The sequence below is a fragment of the Streptomyces typhae genome, from assembly GCF_009755605.1.
Taxonomy (GTDB): Bacteria; Actinomycetota; Actinomycetes; order Streptomycetales; family Streptomycetaceae; genus Streptomyces; species Streptomyces typhae.
Genome location: NZ_WPNZ01000018.1, coordinates 127,259 through 153,000 on the forward strand (window position 1 = coordinate 127,259; position 25,742 = coordinate 153,000).

Annotated in this window: 6 protein-coding genes (1 of these 6 cut by a window edge); all 6 read right to left on the bottom strand. The window is 75.6% G+C overall.

What is annotated here, in order from left to right; genetic code table 11:
* Positions 1–2,990: the 5' portion of a non-ribosomal peptide synthetase gene (locus tag GPA10_RS41870; RefSeq protein WP_343041427.1), read on the bottom strand. The gene continues 13,966 nt to the left of window position 1, outside the view; only the first 2,990 of its 16,956 coding nucleotides appear in the window; its start codon is at positions 2,988–2,990; the stop codon falls past the left edge of the window.
* Positions 2,987–20,941, bottom strand: coding sequence for a non-ribosomal peptide synthetase (locus tag GPA10_RS28815; RefSeq protein ID WP_157168042.1), 17,955 nt, complete (start codon positions 20,939–20,941; stop codon positions 2,987–2,989). Before GPA10_RS28815 ends, GPA10_RS41870 begins: the two co-directional genes overlap by 4 nt.
* A 132-nt stretch (positions 20,942–21,073) precedes the next feature.
* Complete coding sequence (locus GPA10_RS28820; RefSeq protein ID WP_157168043.1) at positions 21,074–23,089, bottom strand: multicopper oxidase family protein; 2,016 nt, start codon at positions 23,087–23,089, stop codon at positions 21,074–21,076.
* The gene (locus tag GPA10_RS28825; RefSeq protein WP_058850923.1) at positions 23,086–23,304 is read right to left on the bottom strand and encodes an MbtH family protein; all 219 of its coding nucleotides are present in this window, start codon (positions 23,302–23,304) and stop codon (positions 23,086–23,088) included. Before GPA10_RS28825 ends, GPA10_RS28820 begins: the two co-directional genes overlap by 4 nt.
* 122 nt (positions 23,305–23,426) lie before the next feature.
* Entirely contained in the window at positions 23,427–24,593 is a 1,167-nt protein-coding gene (locus tag GPA10_RS28830; RefSeq protein ID WP_425505826.1) for a FecCD family ABC transporter permease, read from the bottom strand.
* Complete coding sequence (locus tag GPA10_RS28835) at positions 24,590–25,654, bottom strand: FecCD family ABC transporter permease (protein WP_058850922.1); 1,065 nt, start codon at positions 25,652–25,654, stop codon at positions 24,590–24,592. Before GPA10_RS28835 ends, GPA10_RS28830 begins: the two co-directional genes overlap by 4 nt.
* Positions 25,655–25,742: the final 88 nt, after the last annotated feature.

Sequence of the window (25,742 nt, forward strand, 5' to 3'; positions counted from 1 at the left end):
TGGTCCACCGGGATCACGGCGGCGGGTACGAGGTAGTCGGGCAGGCGCGTACCGAGCGCGGCGCGCAGCGCGGCCGGGTCGAGGGGTTCGGGTCCGGCGGCGGTGACGTAGCCGATGAGGCGGGTGCCGCCGTCGGGGGCGGGGCGGGCGACGACGACGGCGTCGGCGACCCCGTCGAGTGCGGCCAGGGCGGCGCGGGCCTCGCCGGGCTCCACCCGGAACCCGCGGATCTGCACCTGCTCGTCGGCGCGCCCCAGATGGTCGAGTTCGCCGTCGGCCGTCCACCGGGCCAGGTCGCCGGTGCGGTACATGCGGTCACCGGGCGGGCCGAAGGGGTGGGCGACGAACCGGGTGGCGGTGAGCGCGGTCGCGCCGAGGTAGCCGCGGGCCAGGCCCGGCCCGGCGACGTACAGTTCGCCGATCGCGCCGGGGGCGACGGGCCGCAGCGCGGAGTCGAGCAGCCGTACGGAGAGGTCGTCCAGGGGCCGGCCGACGGGGCTGAGAGGCGCCTCGCTCCCCCTGTCGGCCTGAGGCGTGCCGTCCTGAGGCGTGCCGTCCTCCGCCGCGTCGTCGAGCAGGTGGTGGGTGACGTGCACGGTCGTCTCGGTGATGCCGTACATGTTGACGAGGTCGGGGCCGTCGGCGCCGTGCCGCGCGCGCCAGGCGTCGAGCCGTGCCGGGTCCAGTGCCTCGCCGCCGAACACGACGGTCCGCAGGTCGGGCAGCCCCTCGGTGGCGCCGAGCACGGCTTCGGCGAGCTGGTGGAAGGCCGAGGGCGTCTGGTTCAGGACGGTCACGCGTTCCCGGCGGAGCAGGGCGGCGAACTCCTCGGGCGCCCGGGTCACCGCGCGGGGCACGACGACGAGCCTGCCGCCGTACAGGAGCGCGCCGAAGATCTCCCAGACGGAGAAGTCGAAGGCGTACGAGTGGAACAGCGTCCAGACGTCGGTGTGGTCGAAGCCGAACTCCTCGTCGGTGACGTCCAGGAGCCGCAGGACGTTGCGGTGCTCGACGACCACGCCCTTGGGGCGGCCGGTGGAGCCCGAGGTGTGGATGACGTATGCGACGGCCCGCGGGTCGCCGGTGACGTCCGGCGCGGTGGCGGCTTGCGCGGCGAGGTCGCGGGCGGTGTCCGGGGCGTCGAGGGCGATCCAGTCGGTGCCGGGCGGACGCGTGCCGTCGCCGAGGGTGAGGCCGAGCAGCGGGCGCGCGGTGTCCAGTTGACCGGCGACGCGGTCGGCGGGCGCGTCCGGGGCGAGCGGGAGGTATCCGGCGCCGGACTTGAGGACGCCGAGGATCGCGCAGAGCTGCGTGGCGGACGGCGGCAGGGACAGGGCGATCAGGGTGCCGGGGCCCGCGCCGCGCTGCCGCAGCAGGTGCGCGACGCGGTTGGACCGCTCGTCGAGTTCGGCGTACGTGAGGTGGGTGGCTCCGTCGGTGACGGCGACGCGCCCGGCGTGCCGGGCGGACACGGCAGCGAACCGCTCGGTGATGCTGCCGCCGGTGACCCCGCGCCCGTCGTCCGCGGCGTCCGGGAACGGTTCCTCCAGGAGGGCGTCGCCGTCCTCCAGGACCCTGCGGCGCTCGGGTGCCGAGAGGAGTTCGACCGCTCCGAGGGCCTGTTCGGGGTCGGCGGCCAGGGCGTCAAGGACGCGGACGAAGGCGGCGCCCAGGGCCGCCGCGCGGTCCGCGGTGATCAGGTCGGGCCGGTGGCGCAGGACGATCCGGGGGCGGGGGCCGGGGTGGACCACCAGCGTCACCGCGTAGTGGGTGGCGTCCTCGCCGGTCACGGAATCGACGGTGAGACCGGCGGCGGCCTGCACCCGGGCGAGTCCCTCGGAGTCGACGCCGAAGTTCTCGACGACCAGGAGTGTGTCGAACAGCTCTCCCAGGCCCGCCAGTTGCTGGATGCGGGCGAGGCCGAGGTGCTGGTGGTCGAGGAGCGCGGCCTGCTGCCCCTGGAGGGCGCGCGCGGTCGCGCCGAGTCCGCGCCACGGCGGGGCGTGCACGGCGACGGGCAGGGTGTTGATGAACAGGCCGATCATCGCCTCGGCGCCGTCCAGGTCCGCGGGGCGGCCCGAGACGGTGGTGCCGAAAACGACGTCGGAGCGCCCGGTGACGCGGGCGAGCGCGGCGCCCCACGCGGTCTGGTGGACGCTTGCCGGGGTGAGCCCGTGCCGGGCGCCGAGGGTCGCGAGGCGTTCGGCGGTCCCCGGGGCGAGCCGCAGTTCGCGTTCCCGCGGGGGCGCGGGGACGACCGCGCCGGTGGGGGCGGGCGCGAGGAGAGTGGGTTCGGCGAGCCCCGCGAGTGCCTCGCGCCAGGCGTGCTCGGCCGCGGCCCGGTCCTGGCGTGCGAGCCAGGCGAGGAAGTCCCGGTAGGGGCGGGGCGTGGGCAGGCCGGGCGCGGCGGGGTCGCGCCGGCGCGCGTACGCCTCGAACAGTTCCTTGCCGAACAGCGGCATCGACCAGCCGTCGAGCACGATGTGATGTGCGGTCAGCACCAGCGTGTACGCGGCGTCGCCGGTCCTGAGCAGCGTCACCCGCAGCAGCGGCGGGCGGGTCAGGTCGAAGCGGTGGGCGCGCTCCTCCTCCAGCACCCGCTCCTCCTCGGCCGTCCGGTCGTGCGCGGACGCGTCCCGCAGGTCGCGCTCCCGCCACGGCACCGTCCAGTCGGCGGGGACGGCCTGCACCGGGCGCTCCAGGCCGTCCTGGAGGAACGCGGCGCGCAGGTTGGGGTGGCGGCGCAGCACGGTGTCGACGGCGGCCCGCAGCGCGCCGGTGTCGAGATCGCCGCGGAGCCGGAACACCAGGCGCAGCGTGTAGACGTCCAGGGACCCGGTGGCGAGGTCCGCGTGGAACAGCAGGCCTTCCTGGAGGGGCGAGAGCGGCAGGACGTCCTCCAGCCCGCCGCCGCTGCCTCGGCCCGTTTCCGTGGCCGGGTCCCTGTCCGCGTCCGCGTCCGTGCCATGGATGCCGTACTCCGCACTCACCGGTTCCTCCAACGGGCGTCGAGCTGTGCTGTCTCTTCAGGGCTGAGCGGGGAGAGCGACTGCGCTCGCGCGCCGGGGGCACCGGACGCTCCGGGGGCCGCGAGGGTCTCCAGGGCCGTCATCCAGTGCCGGGCGAGTCCGGCGGCGTCCGCGTCGGCGAGCGCACCCGGCGCCCAGGTGAACCGGGTGTGCAGTGCGGGGCCCGCGGGGGTGTCCCGCGTGACGGCGTTGACCTCCACCGCGTGCGCCATCGGCAGCGCGTCGTCCACGGCACCGCCGAGGACGCCCGCTTCCGGCGCCGTGGTCCAGGCCCGCTCGGCGGCCGCGGTGCCCGCGCCGAACCGGCCGAGGTAGTTGAAGGCGAGCGACGGCGTGGGCAGCGCGGCGAGTCCGGCGGTGTGCTCCGGTGCCAGGTGGCGCAGCAGGCCGTGGCCGATGCCGCTGTCGGGCAGGCGCCCCAGCAGGTCTCTGGTGCGCGCGACCGTCCGCCCCGGCGGCTCGTCGGCGGCGGCCTCCAGGCGCACCGGGTAGAGGCTGGTGAACCAGCCGACCGTACGGGACAGGTCGAGGCCGTCCTCGATGTGCTCCTCGCGGCCGTGCCCCTCGACATGGGCGAGGAAGCGCACCGTGTCCTCGCCGCTCCAGGCGCGCACGGCGGTGGCGAGCGCGGCGAGCAGGACGTCCTGGACGCGGGCGCCGTACGCCTCCGCGGCCCGGGTCAGCAGCGGCCGGGTGTGCTCGGGGGCGAGGGTGACGGTGGTGTGCCGGGCGTCGCCCACCGTGCCGAGCGGGCCCGCGGCGACGCCCGGGAGCGAGCCGGGGGCGTCCAGGACGTCGCGCCACAGGGCGAGTTCGCCGCCGCGCAGGGCCGCCTGCCGGCGCAGGGCGTGGCTCCACATGCGGAAGGACGTCGGTACGGGGGCGGGTTCGGGGAGCCGTCCCGCGTCCATGTCCGCCCAGGCCTGGGCGAGGTCCTCCTGGAGGATGCGCCAGGAGACACCGTCCACGACGAGGTGATGGACGACGAGGAGCAGCCTGCCGCGACCGGCGTGTCCGGGGCGGCCGTCGCCCTCCGCGGGGAGGTAGGCCCGAGCCCGCACCATCCGCCCGGCCTCCGGGTCTAGGCCGTCGGCCAGTTCGGACACCTCCGCGTCCAGCTGCTCCGGACTCAGCCGGCAGTCGCACGTGCGCAGTTCGAGGACCGCCGTCCCCGTGTCGCGCTCCGCCGCAACGTGCTCGCCGTCGCCCACCGGCGGCACCTCGAACGTCCCGGCGGTCAGGTCCACCCTGGCCCGCAGCACCTCGTGCCGTCGCAGGACCGCCGCGAGGAGCTCACCGAGACGGTCCCGCGTGATCCCCGCGGGGAGCGTCAGGAGCATCGACTGGCTGAACCTGCCGACGGGGCCCCCGCGTCCGGCGAGCCAGTGCATGATCGGCGTCAGCGGGACGGCGCCGGTCCCGGGCATGTCCGGTACGGCGGGGCCGGTCCGCGTCGGCGCGAGGGCGGCTCCACGGGCCGTCAGGAGCGCGGCGAGGCGGCGCACGGTGGGATGCTCGAAGATCTCCCGCGGGGTGACGCGCAGCCCTGCCGCGCGGGCGCGGGCGACGAGCTGGAGGGAGAGGATGCTGTCCCCGCCGAGGGCGAAGAAGTCGTCCTCGGCGCCGACGGACGGCAGCCCGAGCACCTCGGCGAAGGCGGCCGCGAGGGCCTCCTCCTCGGGCCCCTCGCACACGGCACCACCGACCGCCGACGCGAAGTCCGGCGCGGGCAGCGCGGCCCGGTCCAGCTTGCCGTTCGGGGTGACGGGGAGCGCGGGCACGGTGACGAAGGCGCTCGGCACCATGTGGTCGGGCAGGGTCCGGGCGAGGGCGGCACGCAGGACGTCGGCACCGAAGCCCCCGTCGGTACCGGCACCGAAGTCCTCGCCGGTACCGAGGGCGGCTCCCCCGTCTCCCGGTACCTCGTCGGTACCGAGGGCGGCTCCCCCGTCCCCCGGTCCCGCAGAGTTCCGCCCCGCTGCGGACTCCCCCGGTGAAGGCTCCCCCGCCGGAACCAAGTAGCCGACGAGCCTGCGCGGCCCGCCCGCCGCGTCCTGGTGCACCGTCACCGCCGCCGCGCGCAGCGGAACGGCGGCGTGCAGCGCGGCCACGATCTCCCCGGGCTCGACCCGGAAGCCGCGGATCTTGATCTGGTCGTCGGCGCGGCCGTGGTGGTGCAGGACGCCGTGCCCGTCGCGGGAGACCAGGTCGCCGGTGCGGTACATGCGGCTGCCCGGCGCGCCGCCCGGCTCGGCGACGAAGCGCTCGGCGGTGAGTGCGGGGCGGCCCAGGTAGCCCTCGGCCACACCGGGCCCAGCCGCGTACAACTCGCCCACCACGTGCGGCGGAACCGGCCGCAGCATGCCGTCGAGCACGTGCAGGCGCACCCCGGTCATGGGGGTGCCGATGGGCGGCGGGGCCGCGGGGTCGAGCGGGGCGCTCATGGAGACGCAGGCGGTGGCCTCGGTCGGGCCGTAGGCGTTGACCATGCGGCGGCCCGGCGCCCAGCGGGCGGCGAGGGACGGGGCGCAGGCCTCGCCGCCGACCACCAGGGTGCGCAGCGAGTCGAGGCCGTCCGGGGCGAGCCCGGTGAGCGCGGTCGGCGGGATCAGTGCGTGGCTGACGCGCCGCGCCGCCAGTGTCTCGCCGAGGGGTTCGCCCGCGAGCGGACCGGGTTCGGGGACGACCAGGGTGGCGCCCGTGGCCAGCGCCATGAGGGTTTCCATCACCGAGGCGTCGAACGACGGCGAGGCGAGTTGCAGCACCCGGCTCGTGGGGTCGAGAGCCAGCCGCTCGGCCTGCGCGGCGGCCAGCGACGCGAGCCCGCGGTGCGTGGTGACCACGCCCTTGGGCCGGCCGGTGGAGCCCGAGGTGTAGATGACGTACGCGGCATGCCCGGCGGTGACCGGCACGTCCCGGAAGGAGCCCGCAGGATGGTCCTCGGCCGTGTCGCCGTCGTCGTCCACGAACAGCCCGTCCGTGAAGCGCGCGCCGAGCTCGCGGTGGGTGAGGACCAGGCGGGGTGCCGCGTCGGTCAGCATGTGGCGGATCCGCTCGTCGGGGTAGTCCGGGTCGACGGGCAGGTGGGCGGCGCCCGCTTGTTGCACGGCGAGCTGCGCCACGACGAGTTCGGTGGAGCGCGGCAGCACGACGGCGACGACGTCGCCGGGGCGGACGCCCGCGTTGGCGAGCCGTGCCGCCAGCTGCCGGGCGCGCGCGTCGAGCCGCGCGTAGCTCAGCTCCCCGTCGGGGGCGTCCACGGCCGTCGCGCCGGGGCGCGCCGCCACCTGTTCGGCGACGAGCCGCGCCCAGGTGCGCACGGGTGCGGCGGGCGGCCCCGCCAGGGCTGCCGCGAGTGCCGTGCGCTCGTCGTCCAGGAGCAGGTCGAGGGTGTGGACCCGGGTCCCTGGCGCCGTCACCAGGGTGTGCAGGACCTGCCGTACGCGCCCGGCGAGGGCGACGACCCGCTCCCGGGGCACGGCGCCGGTCCTGTGCGAGAAGCGCAGGGTGAGTTCGCGGCCGGGGACGGCGACGAAGGTCAGCGGATAGTGGGTGGCGTCGTGGCCGCGTACGTCGTCGACTCCGAGCCCCGCGGCGGCGCCCAGGGCGGACAGTTCGTCGGCGGGGTAGTTCTCCAGGGCGGTGAGCGTGTCGAAGAGCGTGCCGTGCCCGGTGGTGCGCTGGATGTCGGCAAGACCCAGGTGGTGGTGCGGCAGCAGGGCCGTGAACTCGTCCCGCACCCGGGCGAGCAGCGCCTCCACGGTCTCCTCGGGGCGCGTACGGACGCGTACGGGAACGGTGTTGACGAACAGACCGATCATCTCGGTCGCCCCGGGCACCTCCGGCGGGCGCCCGGCGACCACCGTCCCGAACACCACGTCGCGGCGGCCGGTGTGGGCGCCGAGGACCAGTCCCCAGGCGGTCTGGAGCAGGGTGCTGAGGGTGAGGTCCCGGGACCTCACGAACGCGCCGAGGCGGCCGGTGAGTTCGGCGTCGAGGCGCAGGGTGTGCTCCTCGGGCAGGTCGCCGCCGGAGTGTCCGGGTGCCAGGAGGGTCGGCCCGGTGATCCCGTCGAGCGCGTCCCGCCAGGCCTCGCGGGCACCCGCGCGGTCCTGGGCGGCGAGCCAGCGGAGGTGGTCGGGGTAGTGCGGGGCGTCGGCGAGGGCGGTGCCGCCGTAGCCGTGCAGGACCTCGCGCACCAGGAGCGGCACGGACCAGCCGTCGACGACGAGGTGGTGCGCGGTGAGCACGAGATCGCTGGTGGTGTCGTCGTGGCGGATCAGGACGCAGCGCAGCAGGGGCGCGGCGGCGAGGTCGAAGCGGCGGATCCGCTCGTCCTCGACGCGCCGCCGGGCGCGCCGGTCGCGTTCCTTGGGGCGGCGGCGCCGCAGGTCGAGTTCGGTCAGATCGGCCTGGACACTGCTCTCGGCGCGCTGCGTCCAGGTGCCGTCGACGCCGGTGAAGGCCGTGCGCAGCGGGACGTGCCGCTCCGTCACCATGTCGAGGGCGGCGCGCAGCCGCGCCAGGTCGACGGCTCCGGTCAGCCTGATCACGACCTGTACGTGGTACGGGTCGAGGGTGTCGGAGGCGGCGTCGCCCCGCGAGCCGGACCGCGTAGCGGACTGCGGGGCGGAGTGCGTAGCGGACTGCGCGTCGTGCGTCGGGCCGGACTGCGCGTCGTACTGCGACAGGAAGAGCAGTCCCTCCTGGAGCGGCGTCACCGGCCAGTCGGCGCCGGGGACCAGCGCCACCGAGCCCGAGGCCGGGTCCGGGGCCGAGGTGTCCAGCGCGTCCGCGCCCGCCGCGTCCTGCCCCGCGACGGACAGCAGTCCGCGCACCGTCCGCTGCCGGAAGACGTCCTGGGGAGTGAGGCGGAGCCCTTCCTTGCGGGCCGCGCCGACGAGCTGGATGGACAGGATGCTGTCGCCGCCCAGGGCGAAGAAGCTGTCGTCGAGGCCGACGCGCTCGACGTGCAGCAGGTCGGCGAAGACACCGGCGAGGGTCCGTTCGGCCGCGGTCCGCGGCTCCGCCCAGGTCTCGCCGGACGTGAACTCCGGTTCGGGCAGCGCCTCGCGGTCCAGTTTGCCGTTGGGCGTGACCGGCAGGGCATCGAGCTCGACGAGGGCGGTGGGGACGAGGTGCGCGGGCAGGCGGGCGGTGAGATGTGCCCTGAGTGCGGCGAGCAGGTCCTCGGGGGCGTCCGCCGGGCGCGGGACCACGTACCCGATGAGGTGCGTCGTGCCGGTCCGGGTGTCGGTGCGGGCGGCGACCGCGGCGTGGGCGACCCGCGGATGGGTCTCCAGGGCCGTCTGGATCTCGCCGGGTTCGACGCGCTGGCCGCGCAGCTTCAGCTGGTCGTCGGTGCGGCCCAGGTGTTCGAGTTCGCCGTCGTGGCGGCGGCGGGCCAGGTCGCCGGTGCGGTAGAGCCGGGCGCCGGGCGGGCCGTAGGGGTGGGCGACGAACCGTTCGGCGGTGAGGGCCGCGCGGCCCCGGTAGCCGTGGGCGAGCTGGGCGCCGGCGAGGTAGAGCTCACCGGTGGCTCCGGGCGGCAGGTGGCGCAGGCGGTCGTCGAGGACGAGAGCCTCGGTGTTCCACACGGGGCGGCCGATGGGGATGCGGCCCGAGGTGACGTCGTGCGGGGTGACGTGCCGGGCGGTGACGTCGACGGCCGCTTCGGTGGGTCCGTACAGGTTGTGCACGGCGGTGTGCGGAGCGAGCCGCAGCGTGTCGGCGACGACCGCGGCGGTCAGGGCCTCGCCGCTGGCGAGGACGCGGCGCAGCGCGGCGCAGTCGCCGGGTTCGGCGGCGGCGGTGAAGGCGGCCAGCATGGACGGCACGAAGTGCACCGTGGTGATGGCGTGCTCGCGCAGCAGCCGGGCGACGCGGGCCGGGTCGCGGTGGTCGTCGGGCCCCGCGACCACCAGGCCGGCTCCGGCGAGCAGCGGCCAGAACAGCTCCCACACGGACACGTCGAAGGTGGCCGGTGTCTTCAGGAGCACCCGGTCGTCGGCGGTGAGGCGGTAGGTGTCCTGGGCCCACAGGAGCCGGTTGACGACGGCCGACTGCGGGACGACGACGCCCTTGGGGCGGCCCGTCGAGCCGGAGGTGAAGATCAGGTACGCGGGGTCGCCGGGCTCCGCGGCCCGTGGCTTCGCGCTGCGGCCGGGCACGGCCTGCGCGGTGAGGTCGAGCAGTGGCGGCAGCCCGTCGCGCGGGGCGAGGGGCGGGAGTTCCCCGTCCGTGCCGGGTTCGGGCACGGGCGCGCAGCCGAGGCCGGGGGCCGTCGACGCGGCGACCAGGAGCACGGCCCCGGCGTCGGTGAGCAGCGACCTGACGCGGGCGGCGGGCCAGTCGGGGTCGACCGGCAGGTAGGCGGCGCCGGCCCGCTGCACGGCGTGCAGGGCGAGCACGAGTTCGGCGGAGCGCGGCAGCGCGACGGCCACCACGTCGCCGCGGCCCACGCCGCGCTCGGCGAGCAGCCCGGCCATCCGGTCGGCCTCGGTGTCGAACTCGGCGTACGTCCAGCGGCGGGCGCCGTCGCGCAGTGCCTCCGCCGCCGGGGTGCGGGCGCACTGGCGGCGCACGAGTGCGGGCAGCGTCGTGGCGGGTACGTCGTGCCGTGCCTCGGCGGTCCGGCGGGCGAGGGCCCGGCGCTCCTCCGCGTCGGTGACGGGGGCCTCGCCGATCGGCCGGTCGGGGTGGCGGCACAGCCAGTCGAGGAGTGCGGTGAACCGGCGGCCGAGGGCGGCGGCCGTCCGCCGGTCGAACAGCGCGGTGCGGTAGTTGAACGCGGCCCGCAGGCCGTCCCTGCCGTGCCGCTCGACCACGGCGAGCGTCAGGTCGAACTTGGCGCCGCGGGTCTCCACGAGCTGCACCTCGGTGGGCACGGCGGCGAAGTCCACGGTGTGCGCGGGCGCGTTCTGGTGGATGACGGCGACCTGGAAGAGCGGGTGCCGGGAGAGGGACCGTTCGGGGGCGAGCTCGTCCACCAGTCGTTCGAAGGGCAGCTCGCCGTGTTCGAACGCGGTCAGGTCGGTGTCCCGTACGCGGGCGAGCAGGTCGCGGAACGAGGGGTCGCCGGAGGTGTCGGTGCGCAGCACCACGGTGTTGGCGACCAGGCCCGGCAGGTCCTGGAGGCGTTCGTCGTCGCGGCCGCTGAGGACGGTGCCGAGGGGCAGGTCGGTGCCCGCGCCGTGCGCGGTGAGCAGCGCGGCGAGCGTCGCCTGGAGGGTCATGAAGAGGGTGGTCCCGCTGTCGGCGGCGAGCTGTGCCGCGGCGCGGTGGACGGCTGCGGGGACGGTGAACTCGGCGGAGTCGCCGCGCTGGTCGACCTCGGCGGCGCGCGGCCGGTCGAGGGGCAGCCGGATCTCGGCGGGTGCGTCCGCGAGGGCCGTGCGCCAGTGGGCGAGCAGCCGCTCCTCGCGCGCGGCGAGGGCGTCCACCTGCGCGAGTGTGTAGTCGGCGTACTGCATGCGCGGTGCGGGCGGCTCGGGTGTGCCGTGCAGCGCGCTCGCGTACAGCGCGGCGAGGTCGCGGGTGAGGGGTGCGGTGGACCGCTCGTCGAAGGCGATGTGGTGCAGGACGAGCAGCAGGGCCCGGGTGCCGTCCGGGGCGGTGAGCAGGTGGGCGCGGAGCGGCGGCTCCTGCTCCAGGTCGAACTCGACGGCGGCCAGGCGCCGCGCGGTGTCCTCGACGGTGTCGTCGGGGGCGACGGCGGCGGGCGCGAGCGCCGGGGCGGCGGTGGGCAGGACCTGCTGCACGGGGCGGCCCTCGTGCTCGGGGTAGACGGTGCGCAGGATCTCGTGACGGCGGGTCAGCGCCGTGAGGGCGCGGGTCAGGGCGTCGGTGTCGAGGGCGCCGCGCGGGCGCAGGAGCAGCGGCACGGTGTACGTGGTGGCCGACCCGGCGAGCCGGTGCAGGAACCACAGGCGGGCCTGGGCCGGGGAGAGCGGGAGGTGCTCGGGGCGTGCCGCCCTCGGCCTCGGCGCGGGTGCGTGGCCCGGACCGGTCGGCGCCGATGCCGTCGCGTGCCCCGGGCCGGTCGCCGCGGGTGTCGGATCCGGGGTGTCCGCGAGGTCGGGGTGTGCGGCGAGTTCGGCGACGGTCCGGCGTTCGAAGAGGGTGCGGACGGGCAGGGTGACGCCCAGCGCGTCGCGGATGCGGCCCGCGAGCCGGGTCACGAGCAGCGAGTGGCCGCCGAGCACGAAGAAGTCGTCGTCCAGGCCGACGGGGCCGCAGCCAAGGACGGCCCGGAACTGGTCGGCGAGCAGCCGTTCCCGCTCGGTGCGCGGGGCCCTGCCGCCCTCGGCGCGGGGCTGCTCGGGCAGCGGCAGGGCGGCCGTGTCCAGTTTGCCGTTGGCGGTCAGCGGCAGTGCGCCGACGGCGACGAAGGCGGTGGGGGCCATGTACTCGGGGAGTGTCTCCGCGCACGCCGCCCGCAGGGTCCGTGGGTCGATGCCGCCGGTGGTGTAGGCGACGAGGCCGGGCCCTGTGGGCAGGTCGGTGCGCAGGACGACGGCGGCCGAGGGGGCGCCGCCGCGGCCGCACAGGACAGCTTCGATCTCCGCGGTCTCCACCCGGAAGCCGCGCAGGGCGATCTGCCGGTCGGCCCTGCCGAGGTAGTGCAGCTCTCCGTCGGCGGTCCTGCGGGCCAGGTCGCCGCTGCGGTACATGCGGGTGCCGGGCGCGCCGTAGGGGTCGGCGACGAAGCGGTCCGCGGTGAGTGCGGACCGGCCGCGGTAGCCGCGGGCCAGGCCGCCGCCCGCGACGTACAGTTCACCGGTGACGCCCGGCGGCACCGGGCGCAGCGCCCCGTCGAGGACGTACAGGCGCAGGTCGTCGATGGCGCGGCCGACGGGGCTCGCGCCGCGCGCGGCGGCGTCGCGGATCCGCTGCCCGGTCAGTTCGTACTGGGTGACGTGCACGGTGGTCTCGGTGATCCCGTACATGTTGAGGAGCCGGGGCGCGTCGGGCAGCGCCGTCCAGAGGGCCACGCGCCCCGGGTCGAGGGCCTCGCCGCCGAACACGATCCAGCGCAGGGCGGCGGGGCGCGGGCCTTCGCCGGCGGTCAGGGCCTCCGTGAGCTGGTAGCAGGCGGACGGGGTCTGGTTGAGGACGGTGACGCCCTCGTCGTGCAGCAGCCGCAGGAAGTCGGGGGCGGACCGGGTGACGTCCGCGGGCACGACGACGAGGCGTCCGCCGTGCAGGAGCGCGCCCCACATCTCCCAGACGGAGAAGTCGAAGGCGTAGGAGTGGAACAGCGTCCACACGTCGGCGGGCCCGAACGCGAAGCGGTCCCGGGTGGCGTCGAAGAGCCGGGCGAGGTTGCGGCGGGTGACCACGACGCCCTTGGGGCGGCCGGTGGAGCCGGAGGTGTAGATCAGGTACGCGGCGTGTTCGGGGTCGAGCGGCGCGGGGCGCTCGCCGTCGTGGACGGGACCGTCGGGCAGGGCGTCCCGGGCCGCGGTGGTCGCCGGGTCGTCCAGGTCGAGGGCGTCCCAGGCGTGCGGGCCCGCGGGGAGCAGGTGCGTGGTGGTGGCGTCGGTGAGGACGAGGGCGGGGGCGGCGTCGGTGAGCGTCCAGGTGCGGCGGTCGGCGGGGTGGCCGGGGTCGAGCGGGACGTAGGCGGCGCCGGTCTTGGCGACGGCGACGACGGCCTCGACCAGGGTGAGGGAGCGCGGCAGGAGCAGCGCCACACGCTGCTCCGGTCCGGCGCCGCGGGCCATCAGGAGCCGGGCGGTGGCGTTGGTGCGCCGGTCGAGTTCCCGGTACGTGAGGGAGTGCCCCTGGTGGCGTACGGCCACGGCGTCCGGGTGGGCTGCCGCGGCGGCGGCGAAGCGCGCGGCCACGTCCGGTGCGCCGTCGTGGACCGGACCGTCGAGGACCGCGCCGGGGTTCCCCGCGTCCAGGAGGGCGGCGTGCTCGTCGGGGGTGAGGACGGGCAGGCGGTCCAGGGGTTCGTCGGGGGTGGCGGTGGCGGCACCGAGCAGGGTGACCAGGCAGCGGGCGAGGCGTTCGACGGTGGCGGGGTCGAAGAGGTCGGCGCTGTAGTTGACGGCGCCTTCGAGCCGCCCGGAGTCCAGGTGGTCGGTGAAGCCGAAGGTCAGGTCGAACTTGGCGGTGGGTGTCTCGCGCAGCCGGAACGCGGCGTCGACGCCGGGTGCCGTGAACGGGGGCGCGGTGCGGCTCTGGTAGGTCAGCATCACCTGGAACAGCGGGTTGGCGGCCGAGCGCTGCGGGTTGAGGTCCTCCACCACCCGCTCGAACGGCACGTCCGCGTGGTCGAAGGCGTCCAGGGTCGTGGCCCGCACACGGTCGAGCAGGGCCCGGAACGTGGGGCGTCCCGACAGGTCGGTGCGCAGCACCAGCGTGTTGACGAAGAAGCCGACGAGGGCCTCGGTGGCGCGCTCGCCGCGGCCCGCCGTGGGCACGCCGAGGGGGATGTCGTCACCCGCGCCCACCGCGCGCAGGAGCGCCGCCACCGCGGCCTGGACCACCATGAACGGGGTGACTCCGGCTTCCCGCGCCAGCCGCCGTACCGCCGCCGCCACCTCGTCGGGAACGTCGACGGGAACGAAGCCGCCGCGGCCGCTGGGCCGGGCGGGGCGCTGCCGGTCGGTGGGCAGTTCCAGGACGCGCGGGGCACCGGCAAGGGCGCCGCGCCAGAAGCCCAGGTGCTCCCGGTGGTGCGGGCCCGCGAGGAGGTCCCGCTGCCACAGCGCGTAGTCGGCGTAACCGATCTCAAGGGCGGGCCAGTCGGGCTGCTTCCCCGCGCACCGTGCGGCGTAGGCGGTGGACAGGTCGGTGAGGAGCGGCTCCACCGACCCTTCGTCGCCCGCGATGTGGTGCAGGAGCAGCAGCACCGTCGTACGGGTGGGTTCGCGCAGCACGGTGACGCGCAGCGGCGGCCGGGTGGCGAGGTCGAACGGGCGCAGGCAGAGGTCGTCGAGGGCGGCCTCGCGCGCGTCGGCGTCGGCGACGGTGCGCTCTTCGAACGGCACGGTGGGGTCGAGGAGTTGCTGGTGGGGGGTGCCGTCGGCGGCGGGGAAGACGGTGCGCAGCACCTCGTGGCGCTCGACCAGGTCGAGGATCGCGGTGCGCAGCGCGGTGTGGTCGACGTCCCCTTCGAGGGTGAGCAGGAACGGCAGGTGGTAGGCGGTGTCCTGGCCTTCGAGCCCGCTGAGGAACCAGAGCCTGGCCTGGGCGGGCGACAACGGCGGACGTTCAGGTCGCTGTCGCACCCGGGCGAGGACGGGCCGCGGCACGCCACCGGACACGGGGCCCGCGCCCGCGACGCCCGCTCGCGCACCCGCGCCCGCCTCCGCGCCTGCTCCGGCGTCCGCGATGTCCGCCCCGGCGCCCGCGGCGGAAGCGGCCCGCGCCCTCTCGGCGAGCCCCGCGACGGTGGGCGTCTCGAAGACGTGCCGGACGGTCGGCCCGGAGGGGCCGAGCGCGGCGGCGGCCCGGCCCGCGAGCCGGGCGGCGAGCAGCGAGTGGCCGCCGAGCTGGAAGAAGTCGTCGTCGGCTCCGACGTGCGGCACGCCGAGCACCTCGGCGAACAGTCCGGCGAGCAGTTCCTCGCGCTGTCCGCGCGGCGCCCGCCCGGCACCGGCGCGCAGCCGCGGCTCGGGCAGCGCGGCACGGTCGAGCTTGCCGTTCGGTGTCAGCGGCAGGGCGTCCACCGGGACGCACACGGCGGGCACCAGGTAGTCCGGCAGACGGTCCTTCAGGGCCTCGCGGACCTGCTGTGCCTGCGCCTCGTCGCGGGGACCCACCACGTAGGCGACGAGCACCGGAGCCGGGTGCCGCGGTCCGGTGTGCGCGACGACGGCGGCGTCCTTGACGCGCGGATCGGTGCGCAGTGCCGCCGCGACCTCGCCGGGCTCCACGCGGTGGCCCCGGATCTTCACCTGGTGGTCGGCCCTGCCGACGACGGTGAGGGTGCCGTCGGGGCGGCGCCGGGCGAGGTCGCCGGTGCGGTACATCCTGCTTCCGGGCGGCCCGTAGGGGTCGGCGGTGAAGCGTTCGGCGGTCGCGCCGGGCCGGCCCAGGTATCCCTGGGCGAGTCCGTCACCGGCCAGGTAGAGCTCTCCCGTGATCCCGTCGGGCACCGGCCTGAGGCCGCGCCCGAGGACGTGGGCGCGGGTGTTCCACAGCGGGTTGCCGACGTGCGGCTCGTCGGCCGCGTCCGCGGACAGGGCGGCGAGAGTGGACCAGACGGTGGTCTCGGTGGGGCCGTACAGGTTCACCACCTCGGCGCCGTACGAGGTGAGTCCGCGGGCGAGTTCGGCGGTGAGGGCCTCGCCGCCGGTCAGGACGCGCCGCCCCCGCACGGCCTGCGGCTCGGCGTCGAGGAGCGCACGCCACAGGGAGGGCGTCGCCTGCATGACGGTGGCGTCGCGGTCCCCGAGGAGTGCGGCGAGCAGGGCGGGATCGCGGACCTGGTCGCGGTCGGCGAGGATCACGGTGCCGCCGGTGACCAGGGGCAGGAACAGTTCGAGCACGGCGATGTCGAAGCCGACGGTGGTCACCGCGAGGAGCCGCTCGGTGCCGTCGAAATCCAGCGTCTCGGCCAGGCAGAGCAGCAGGTTGGTGACGGCCCGCTCGGTGACGACGACGCCCTTGGGGTGGCCGGTGGAGCCCGAGGTGTGGATGACGTAGGCGGGCTGGTCGCCGTGGAGGGGGGTGGCGGGCGGCAGCGGTTCGCACCGGGTGAGCTCGTCGCGCACCCGCTCGTCGTCGAGGAGCAGGAGGTCCCGCTCCGGGGCTGTGTCACCGGTGCGGGGCGCGGGGTGGAGGGCCGCCGCGGTGGCGCCGTCGGTGACGAGGAGCGCGGGGGCGGCGTCGGCGAGCAGCCGTCGGACGCGCTCCGCGGGGAAGTCGGGGTCGACGGGCAGATAGGCGGCTCCGGTCCGGGCCACGGCGAGGAGGGTGACCAGGAGGCCGGTGCCGCGGGGCAGGCTGACGCCGACGAGGGTGCCGGGTGCGGCGCCGTGGCGGGTGAGGAGGCTGGCGAGGCGCGCCGAGCGGTCGTCTAGGTCCCGGTACGAGAGCTGTTCCGCGCCGCTGACGAGGGCGGTCCTGTCGGGGGTGCGCGCGGCCTGTTCGGCGCAGAGCCTGCCGAGGCCGACGGCGGGCACGGCCCGTTCGGTGGTGTCCGCGGCCGCCAGGAGCCCGGCGCGTTCGGCGGCGGGCAGGACGTCGACCGTGGGCAGCGGGCGGTCGGGGGCGGCGGTCACCTGGTCGAGGAGGTGGACGAACGCGTCGGCGACGCGGACGGCCGCGGGGGCGTCGAGGAGGTCGCGGCGGTACTCGAGCTGTCCGCGGGCGGTGCCGCGCGCGGTGTCCTCGCTGACGGTGAACTGGAGGTCGAACTTGGCGAGGCCGGTGTCGACGAGGCGCGGACGGCCGCTCTGGCCGGGGAACACGGGCTCCGCGGAGAACTCCTCGCGGACCGCGAACAGTGTCTGGAAGAGCGGGCTCAGGCCGGGCTCGCGCGGCGGGTTGACGGCCTCGACGACGCGCTCGAACGGCAGCGTCCGGTGGTCGATGGCGGCCAGGTCGGTCTCCCTGACCCGCTCCAGGAGCTGCCTGAAGTCCGGTGCCCCGGTGAGGTCCGCGCGGAGCACGACGGTGTTGATGAACAGGCCCACCGCGTCGCGCAGCGCCTCGTCGTCCCTGCCCGCGACCGGGGTGCCGAGCACGATGTCCTCGCCGCAGCCCAGCTGGGACAGGGTGGCGGCGAAGGCGGCGTGCAGCACCATGAAGGTGCTGGTACGGGAGGTCAGGGCCAGGTCGCGTACCCGCGCGAGGAGTCCTGCGTCGAGGGTGAAGTCGTGGGTCGCGGCGGGTCCTCCGGCCCGGGTGGGGCGGGGCCTCGCCCACGGGAGGGTCAGCTGGGCGGGTGCGGCGTTCAGTTGGTCACGCCAATGGTCGGCGTGTCGGGTGTCGTCCCTGGCGACGACGCGCCGCTGCCAGAGGGTGTAGTCGGCGTAGTCGACCGCGGGGGGTGTCAGGGCCGGGGCGCGGCCCTCGCTGCGGGCCGCGTGGGCCAGGGCCAGGTCCTTCAGGAGCGGGGCGAGGGACGCCTCGTCGCCCGCGATGTGGTGCAGCACCAGGAGCAGGGTGTGCTCTTCGCCTCCGGTGCTGTCTCCGGTGCCGTCGGCGACGCCGCCTCCGGTGCCGCCTTCGGTGCTGAACAGCACGATGCGCAGGGGCACTTCACGGTCGATGGCGAAGGGCCGCGCGGCCTCCGCGGTGAGCCGCCGCTCCAGTTCCTCCTCGGTCACCCGGTGGGCGGTGACTTCGGGGTCCGCGTCGGGCCCGTGCAGGACCTGCTGGTACGGCTCGCCCGCGGTGGCGGGGTACACGGTGCGCAGCACGTCGTGCCGGCGCGCCAGGTCACCCGCGGCCTGCCGCAGCGCGCCGAGGTCGGGGCGGCCGGTGAGCCGTACGGCGAGGGGGATGTTGTACGCGGCGTCCGGGCCCTCGGCCGCGTACAGGAACCAGAGCCGCCGCTGGCCGAAGGAGAGCGGGAGGCGCCCGGGTCTGGGCTGCGGCCGCAGCGGTTCCGTGGACGCGGCGGCCTTATCCATGAGGGCGCTCAGCGCGGCGGGGGTCGGGTGGTCGAACAGGGCCCGGACGGGCAGTTCCACGCCCGCCTCCGCCCGTACCGCGGTGACGAGGCGGGCGCCGGAAAGCGAGTGCCCGCCGAGGGCGAAGAAGTCGTCGTCGACGCCGGCTTCGGGGAGTCCGAGCACACGGGCGAACAGCGCGCACAGCAGCGCCTCGGCACCCGCGCGCGGCGCCCGGCCCGCCGCGCCCGGCCCCGCGGCGGGCGCGGGGAGCGCCCCGCGGTCGGTCTTGCCGTTGGGCGTGCGGGGCAGCGCGGGCAGGGCGACGAAGAGGCCGGGCACCATGTGCTCGGGCAGGCCCCGCGCGAGCCAGGCGCGGAGCCCCGCCGCGTCGGCGTACGCATCGGCGGACGGGGCGGCCGACCCGCCCGCCTCCTCCGTCCCGAGGGCACCCGCCGCGTCGGCGGACGGGTCCGCGCCCTCCGCCCCTGGGGCGCCCGCGGCACCTGCTTCCACGTAGTAGGCGACCAGCGCCGTCCCGCCCTCCGGCACCGGGCGTGCGACCACCGCGGCCTCCCGGACGCCGGGGTGGGCGAGGAGGGCGGCCTCGATCTCGCCCGGCTCCACCCGGTGGCCGCGGATCTTGAGCTGTTCGTCGGCGCGGCCCGCGAGGACGAGGACGCCGTCGTGGCGCCAGCGGGCGAGGTCGCCGGTGCGGTACATGCGGGTACCCGGCGGCCCGTAGGGGTCGGCGGGGAAACGTTCGGCGGTCAGGGCGGTCCGGTGCAGATAGCCGTCGGCGACGCCGTACCCGGCCAGGTACAGCTCTCCCGTGCGGCCCACGGGGGCCGGGTTCAGGGTGGCGTCGAGGACGTAGGCGCGGGTCCGGCGCACCGGGGACCCGACGTGCGGGGCATCGCCCGCGGCCGGGGCGCCGGCCGTGGACCAGATCGTCGTCTCGGTCGGCCCGTACAGATTGGTCAGGCCCGCCCCCAGCTCCCGCAGCCTCGCGGCGAGGTCGGGCGGCAGGGGCTCGCCGCCGCTGAGCGTGCGCACGCCGGTGAGGGACTGCGGGGCGGCCTCGCTGAGCACCCGCCACAGGGAGGGGGTGGCCTGCATGACCGTCGGGGCCGAGACCTCGATCAGGTCGCGCAGCGCGAAGGGGTCGCGTACGTCGCCGGTCCCGGCGAGCACGACGCGGGCACCGCTGAGCAGCGGCACGAAGAGTTCCAGGGCCGCGATGTCGAAGGACACCGTCGTGACGGCGAGCAGCCGGTCGCGCGGGGTGAGCCGGACCCGGTCGGCCATGGCCGCGAGGAAGTTGGCGAGGGCACCGCGCGGGACGACGACGCCCTTGGGGCGCCCGGTGGACCCGGAGGTGTAGATGACGTACGCGGTGTCGGCGGGGTGCGGCGCCGGGGCCGCTTCCCGCGCGTCGGCGGGCTCCTGGTGGGCGGGGGGCTCGGTCGCCGTCCCTGCGGGGTCCGCCACCCCGGTCGGGTCCGCCACCTCGGCCGGGTCCGCCACCTCGGCCGGGTCCGCCACCTCGGCCGGGTCCGCCACCCCGGCCGGGTCCGCCACCCCGGTGGCGTCCACCGTCACCGTGGCCACGTCCGTGCGCCAGGGCTCGGCGCGGTCCGCCCGGTCGGAGACGAGGAGCACCGGCGCGCTGTCGTCCAGCATGTGCCGGATACGGTCGGCGGGATAGTCGGGGTCGAGCGGCACATAGCCCGCGCCGGTCCTGGCGACGGCGAGCAGGGTGACCGGGAGGGCTTCCGTGCGGGGCAGGGCGACGGCCACGAGGGTGCCGCGGCGGGCCCCCCGGGCGCGCAGCACCGCGCTCAACGCGTCGACGCGCGTGCGGAGTTCGCCGTACGTCAGCAGGCGGTCGCCGCTCTGCACCGCCACGGCCCCCGGGGTCAGGGCGGCCTGTGCGTCGAACGCGGCGGAGAGGTCGGGGGCGTGGTCCGTCCCGGCGTCGGCCGCCGCGTTGAAGTCGTCGAGGACCCGCTGTTCCTCGGCGGGTTCCAGGACGCGGACCCGGCCGGTGGGGAGGCCGGTGCCCAAGGACGGGAGCCGTTCCAGGAGCGAGGTGAAGCGCCGCGCGTGGGCGGCGACGTCGGCGGCGTCGTACAGGTCGGGGTGGGCGTCGAAGGTGATGTCGAGGCCGCGGGCCCCGGTCTGGCCGCTGACGGTGACGGTGAGGTCGTCGACGGCTCCGGCTGCCAGGTAGTGGGTGGTGCCCGCGCAGGCACCGAAGGACAGTTCGGCAGGGAAGGGCTTGAGGTTGAGCTGGGGTCCGACCAGGCGGCGGCCCTGCCCGAACAGGCCGAGGTCGCGGCGGAGTTGTTCACCGCGGTAGCGCTGGTGGCGGCGCTGTCGGCGCAGCCCCCGGACGACGGACCTGACCAGCGTGCCGAAGGGGTCGCGCGCGGGGACCGGGACGCGCAGCGGCACGACGTTGACGACGGTGGTGGGGACCTGGGACAGGACGCTGCCCATGCGGTTCATCACGGGCAGCCCGACGACGGCTTCGGCGCTGCCCGTCAGCCGGGTCAGATACAGCGACCAGGCGGCGATGACGACTTCGGGCCAGGTCGCCCTGGACTGCTCGGCGAACGCGTTCAGGGCCGCCGCTTCCCCGGCGGGCAGGGTCAGCCGGTGCCGGGTGAAGTGATGGGCCGCGCCGGGGGGTTCGGCGGCGGCGAGGGTGGCGGGGCGGGGCAGGTCCGCGAGGTGCTGGTGCCAGAACTCCGCGTCGGCGGCCTCCGCCTGCGACCCCGTGTACTCCTGGTCGAAGGCGACGGCTTCCCCGAGGGGGCGGAAGCCGCACGGGGGCGGCTCCTCCTTCGCCGCGCGCGCCCGGTAGATCTCGGCGACGCGTTCGGCGAACCGCAGGAAGCCGTAGGCGTCGAGGAGGATGTGGTGGCAGCGGTGGTACCAGAGCCAGGTCCGCTCGCCGACGCGCAGCAGGGCGTGCCGGTAGAGTTCGCCGCCCTCCAGGGCCACCGGCACCGACCGGTCCCGGTCCATCCAGGCGAGGGCCTCGGCGCGGGCGTCCGCCGCGCCCCGCAGGTCGAGCAGGACGGGCGCGGCCGGGGGCACGGCGCCCGGGGTCTGCCACACCCGGTCCCCGTCGGCGGCGAAGGCGACGCCGAGGGCCTCCGTCTCCCCCACCGCCTGCCGCAGCGCCCCGGCGAAGAGGGCCTCGTCCAGGGGCCCGGTCAGTTCCACGTACTCGGCGGCGAGGTGGACCGGGTTGGCCGGGTCGAGGCGTTGCGCGGACCACAGTCCCAGCTGTGCTGCGGTGAGCGGCAGTCGGTCGGGGCTGGTGGCCATGCGAATCTCCTCGGCGTGGTGGCACGGCGGCAGGCGGGCGCGCGACAGAGCGACCGGCCCGCTGTGCCGGTCGCGGTGGCGCCCGCGACCGGGGCCGCAGGGGGGTGGGAGTTGGGGAGGTGGCGCGGTGCGCTAGTGCGCTCCGTGGCCGCCGTTCGGGCCGTGCGGAGCGAGGTCCATGACGGCCTTCGGCTGAACGACGAAGGGCCGCATCATCATCATGTCTTCGTGCTCGTAGATGTGGCAGTGGTGCATGAAGCGCCCCGCGGGTCCTTCGAACCGGGCGGCGACGGTGACGAGTTCGGCGGGTGCCAGGCTGATGACGTCCTTGCGGCCGCGTTCCGCCGCGGTGAGCTCGCCCGCCTTGATCCGCTTGAGCGGTTTGCCGGTGCCCGCGCCGTAGCCGCCGCCGTCCTTCTCGAAGAACGTGAAGCCGCTGACGTCGTACAGGTCGCGGCTGAGCCCCTGGAAGGCGACCGCGTGCAGGTGCATGGGATGCGGGTAGGCGCCCGCGGACTTCTCCAGGCTGAGGAAGCTCCAGCGTTCGGTGGCGCCCGCGGCGACGGTGAACCGCACCGGGTCCTCGAAGGTGGCCGCGACGCGCTTGAACGTACGGACGGTGCCGCCCGCGTCCTCGATCTGGACGATGCCGTCGATGGGCATCTCGCCCTCGGGCGCGGCGACCTCCTCCATCTCCCAGAGTTCGGGGTCCTTGGGGTAGACGGGCGTGACGACCACCAGGCGTTCGGGGGCGCCTGCGGGCAGGGGGACGGGGGTGAAGGACGGCGAGGGCCGCTCGGGCGGTACGAAGCCGCCGTGGTCGGCCCTGGACGCGACCCGGAACTGCATCAGGTCGGCGCGGGCGCCCGGTTCGGGGTGGGCGTTGACGAGCCGGAGCCTCTGCCCGCGCACGCGGGAGAAGTCGACGAGCAGGTCGGCGCGTTCGCCCGGGGTGAGCGGCACGCCCGCCGTGACCGGATCCGGCTTCGGCAGCAGCCCCGAGTCGGTGCCGATGACCACGAACGCCTCGGGCGGCAGTTCCCTGCCGTCCTCGTCGAGGATCTTCAGGAGGTAGGGCCGGTTGTTGGCGGCGTTCAGGGCGCGGAAGCGGTACCAGCCCGCGGCGACGTCCAGGTACGGCCAGATCACACCGTTGACCATGCTGAACGGGCCGGTGAAGGGCCGTACCAGCTCATAGGGGTCGTCGGCGACGACGATGCCCTTGTACAGCAGGTCGCCGGTGAACTCGCCGCGGCTGTCGACGTCGAGGTTGCGGTCGAAGACGACCAGCGGGACCTCCCGCTCGCCGGCGGGCAGCCGCAGCCGCTCCTCCTCGTCGTCCCTGATGAGGTACGCGCCAGAGCCGAGGCCCGCCATCACGTTCAGGTGCGTGATGTGCATGGCGTGGTCGTGGTACCAGAGTCCGGCCGCGGACTGCCGGTTGGGGTATTCGGAGAGCTGTGCGGCGCCGGGCAGCAGCGCGTTCTCCGCCCAGCCGTCGTTGCCGCCGCCGGTCACCGCGCCGTGCAGGTGGACCACCGTCCACGGCGGGAGCGCGGCGACGTCCTCGCGGGCCTTCGCGCCCTCGCGCCCTGGCCGGTCCCACATCAGGGGCAGGTCCGGGTCGTAGGCGAAGGGCACCCGGACCGCGGGGACCGGGAAGTCGCCCTTGAGGTCGTTCTCCCAGGCGATGCGGAGCCGACGGCCGCGGCGGGCCTCGACGGTGGGGCCCACGTGGCTGCCCTCGTAGGTCCACAGGCGGGTGGGCGGAAGCTGCGCGTGCAGCTTGAGCCGTGCCTCCCGCATCGAGACCGTCAGGGCTCCCCCGCGCCCGCGCAGGACGCGGGGGACCGGGAGCGGGTCCCGGAACGGCTTCAGCTCCTTCGCCGCCCGCGTCGCGCGGGCGGCGGCGGGATCCGCGCGGTCGCCGCGTGCTCGGGCCTGCCGCACGGCTTCGGGCAGTTCCTCCAGCGGTGTGCCGAGGGCCGCGGTCATCAGGTCGGGACGCGGGGGCACGGCCGCTCGGGCCGTGCCCCCGCCGGTGAGGACGGCTCCGGCGCCGAGGGCGGCTCCGGTGGTGGCGACGCCCGCCCCCACGAGGAACCCGCGGCGCGCGAGCCGGTCGCCCAGTCGGTTCACAGGTCTCATGACGGGTCGGTCGCCATGCTTTCCACGAGGCTCTTGGGGCGCAGGTCTGTCCAGTTCCGCTCCACGTACTCCAGGCACGCCTGCCGGGTGTCCTCCGGGTGGACGGTGGTCCAGCCGGCGGGAACCGCGGCGAAGGAGGGCCACAGCGAGTGCTGGCCCTCGTCGTTGACCAGCACCAGGAAGGTGCCGTCCTCGTCATCGAACGGATTGCTCACAAGATCCTCCTCGTTGTTAGGTAAGGCTAACCTTAGTGATCTGTGGGGAACAACCCCCAGCGGAAATCTCTTCAACTAAAGCCGCATCAACTGCGCCCGCGTCGCGACGACTTCACGCCAAGTCAGGCGCGTCCGGTCCCACGCCGTTTGAAGAGCACCCACGCCAGATACACGCCTCCGAGAACCGCCGTGGTGACACCCACGGGGAGCTGGTTGTTGCGCTGCGACTCGTCCACCAGGGTCAGCCAGCCGACCCGGTCGCCCACCCATGCGAGTGCGGTGAAGAACTGACCGGACACCAGATGCGCCGCTCCGAGCAGCGCGGCACCGACGGCACCGGCGGACAGCACGCTGACGCCCGGCGCACGGGTCAGCATGGCGGCGATCTGCGGCGCGGCAAGGGCCACGAACGGGATGGGTCCCGCGCTGGCCACCGCGACCCCGCACAGACCGACGCCGAGCACGATCAGGGCGATCCTGGCGCGGTCCACCGGGACGCCGAGCCCGCTCGCCAGCTCGTCCCCCAGTTCGAGCATCCGCAGGAGCCGGCCGAGCAGCAGGGCGGCGGGCAGCAGCACGAGCAGCGCGAGCGCCATCATCCGTACCGAGCTCCAGCCGCGGCCGTTGAGGGTGCCGACGAGCCAGACGTGAGCGCTCTGGGCGTTGTTGAGGTGGGAGCGGGTGAGCAGATAGGAGTTCACCGAGCCGAGCATCGCGGTCACCCCGAGACCGACGAGCACGAGGCGCACGCCGTGCACACCGCCCCTGCTGGCGAGCAGGAACACCACGAACGCCGCCCCGAGCCCGCCGCACACCGCCCCGGTCGCCACGGCCCCCGCTCCGCTGCCCAGCGTCACGATGACCAGGATGGCGCCGGTCGCGGCGCCGCTGTTGAAGCCGATGACGTCCGGACTGGCCAGCGGATTGCGGGAGATGCTCTGGAAGACCGCGCCGCTGACGCCGAGCGCACCGCCCGCCAGGATCGCGAGCAGTGCCTGCGGGAGCCGCTCCTGGTTCACGAAGTGCACGGCGAGCCGGTCGCCCGTGCCGTAGAACAGCGCGCGGGCCACCTCCCCCGGCGCGATCGGATAGGCCCCGACACAGAGACTGACGAGGAGGGTCAGCGCCGCGCACAGCAGGGCGAGGGCGCACACCACGGTCGTCCGCCGGTGCAGCCGGAGGCTGAGCCGCCCGGACCACAGGCGCACCCGCCATCCGGCGGCGCCCACGGGGAGTTCCCGGGGCGGGGCCGTGGCGGCGGGGCCGGTGCGGGTGTCGGTGCCGGTCACAGCGAGACCTCCCGGCGGCGGCGCACCATCGCGATGAACACGGGACCGCCGACGAGCGCGGTCACGGCCCCCACCTCCAACTCCCCGTCGGGCAGGACCACACGGCCGATGATGTCCGAGAGGAGCAGCAGGATCGGCGCCATGAGCATGGAGTACGGCAGCACCCACCGCAGGTCGGGCCCGGTGAACCAGCGTGCCACCAGCGGGACGACGAGCCCGACGAACCCGATGGGCCCGGCGGCCGCGGTCGCGGCGCCGCACAGCAGGGTCACCGCGACGACCGCGGCGAGCCGGGTCCTGGCGACCCGGGTCCCGAGGGCCTTGCCCAGTTCGTCGCCGAGGGCCAGGGCGTTGAGGGGCCGGGCGATGAGCAGGGCCACGGCGAGGCCCGCCGCCACGAACGGCAGCAGGTCCCACACCAGGCCGGAGCTGCGGCCCGCGAGGGAGCCGACCATCCAGAAGCGCATGTAGTCGTAGCTGGCCGCGTTGAAGACCGTGAGGCCGCCGATGAGGCCGCCGAGGCTCGCGCTCACCGCCGCGCCCGCCAGGGCGAGACGGACCGGGGTCGGCCCGGCGCGGCCCGAGGCGCCGAGCACATAGACGAGCACCGTGGCCACCGCGGCCCCCAGGAAGGCGAACCACACCAGGGAGGTGAAGCCGGAGAGGCCGACGACGCCGATGCCGAAGACGACCGCTGCGGACGCGCCCGCGTTCACCCCGAGCAGTCCGGGGTCGGCGAGCGGATTGCGGGTCGTCGCCTGCATGACCGCGCCCGCGACCCCGAGTCCCGCACCGACCATCAGGCCCACCAGGGTGCGGGGCAGGCGCAGTTCGCGTACGACGTCGGTGGTGTAGGAGCCGTCGTCGTGCCACAGCGCGGACCACACCTCGGCGAGGCTGGTGTCCTTGGCGCCGATCCACGTACTGAGGACGACGAGCAGCAGCAGGACGCCGGCGAGGACGAGCAGTCCTGAGCCCCGCAGGACCTTGCGGGCGGTGCCGGCCTCCTCCTCCGTCCGGCCGGGCTTCGGGGCGGGGGCGAGCGCCGCGGTCCTGGTCACCGGGCTGTCACCCCTTGCGTGCGCTGCCCCCACGCCAGGTCACCGAACACGACCACCCGCATCTTGCGACTCTCCCCAATCAGCCGTG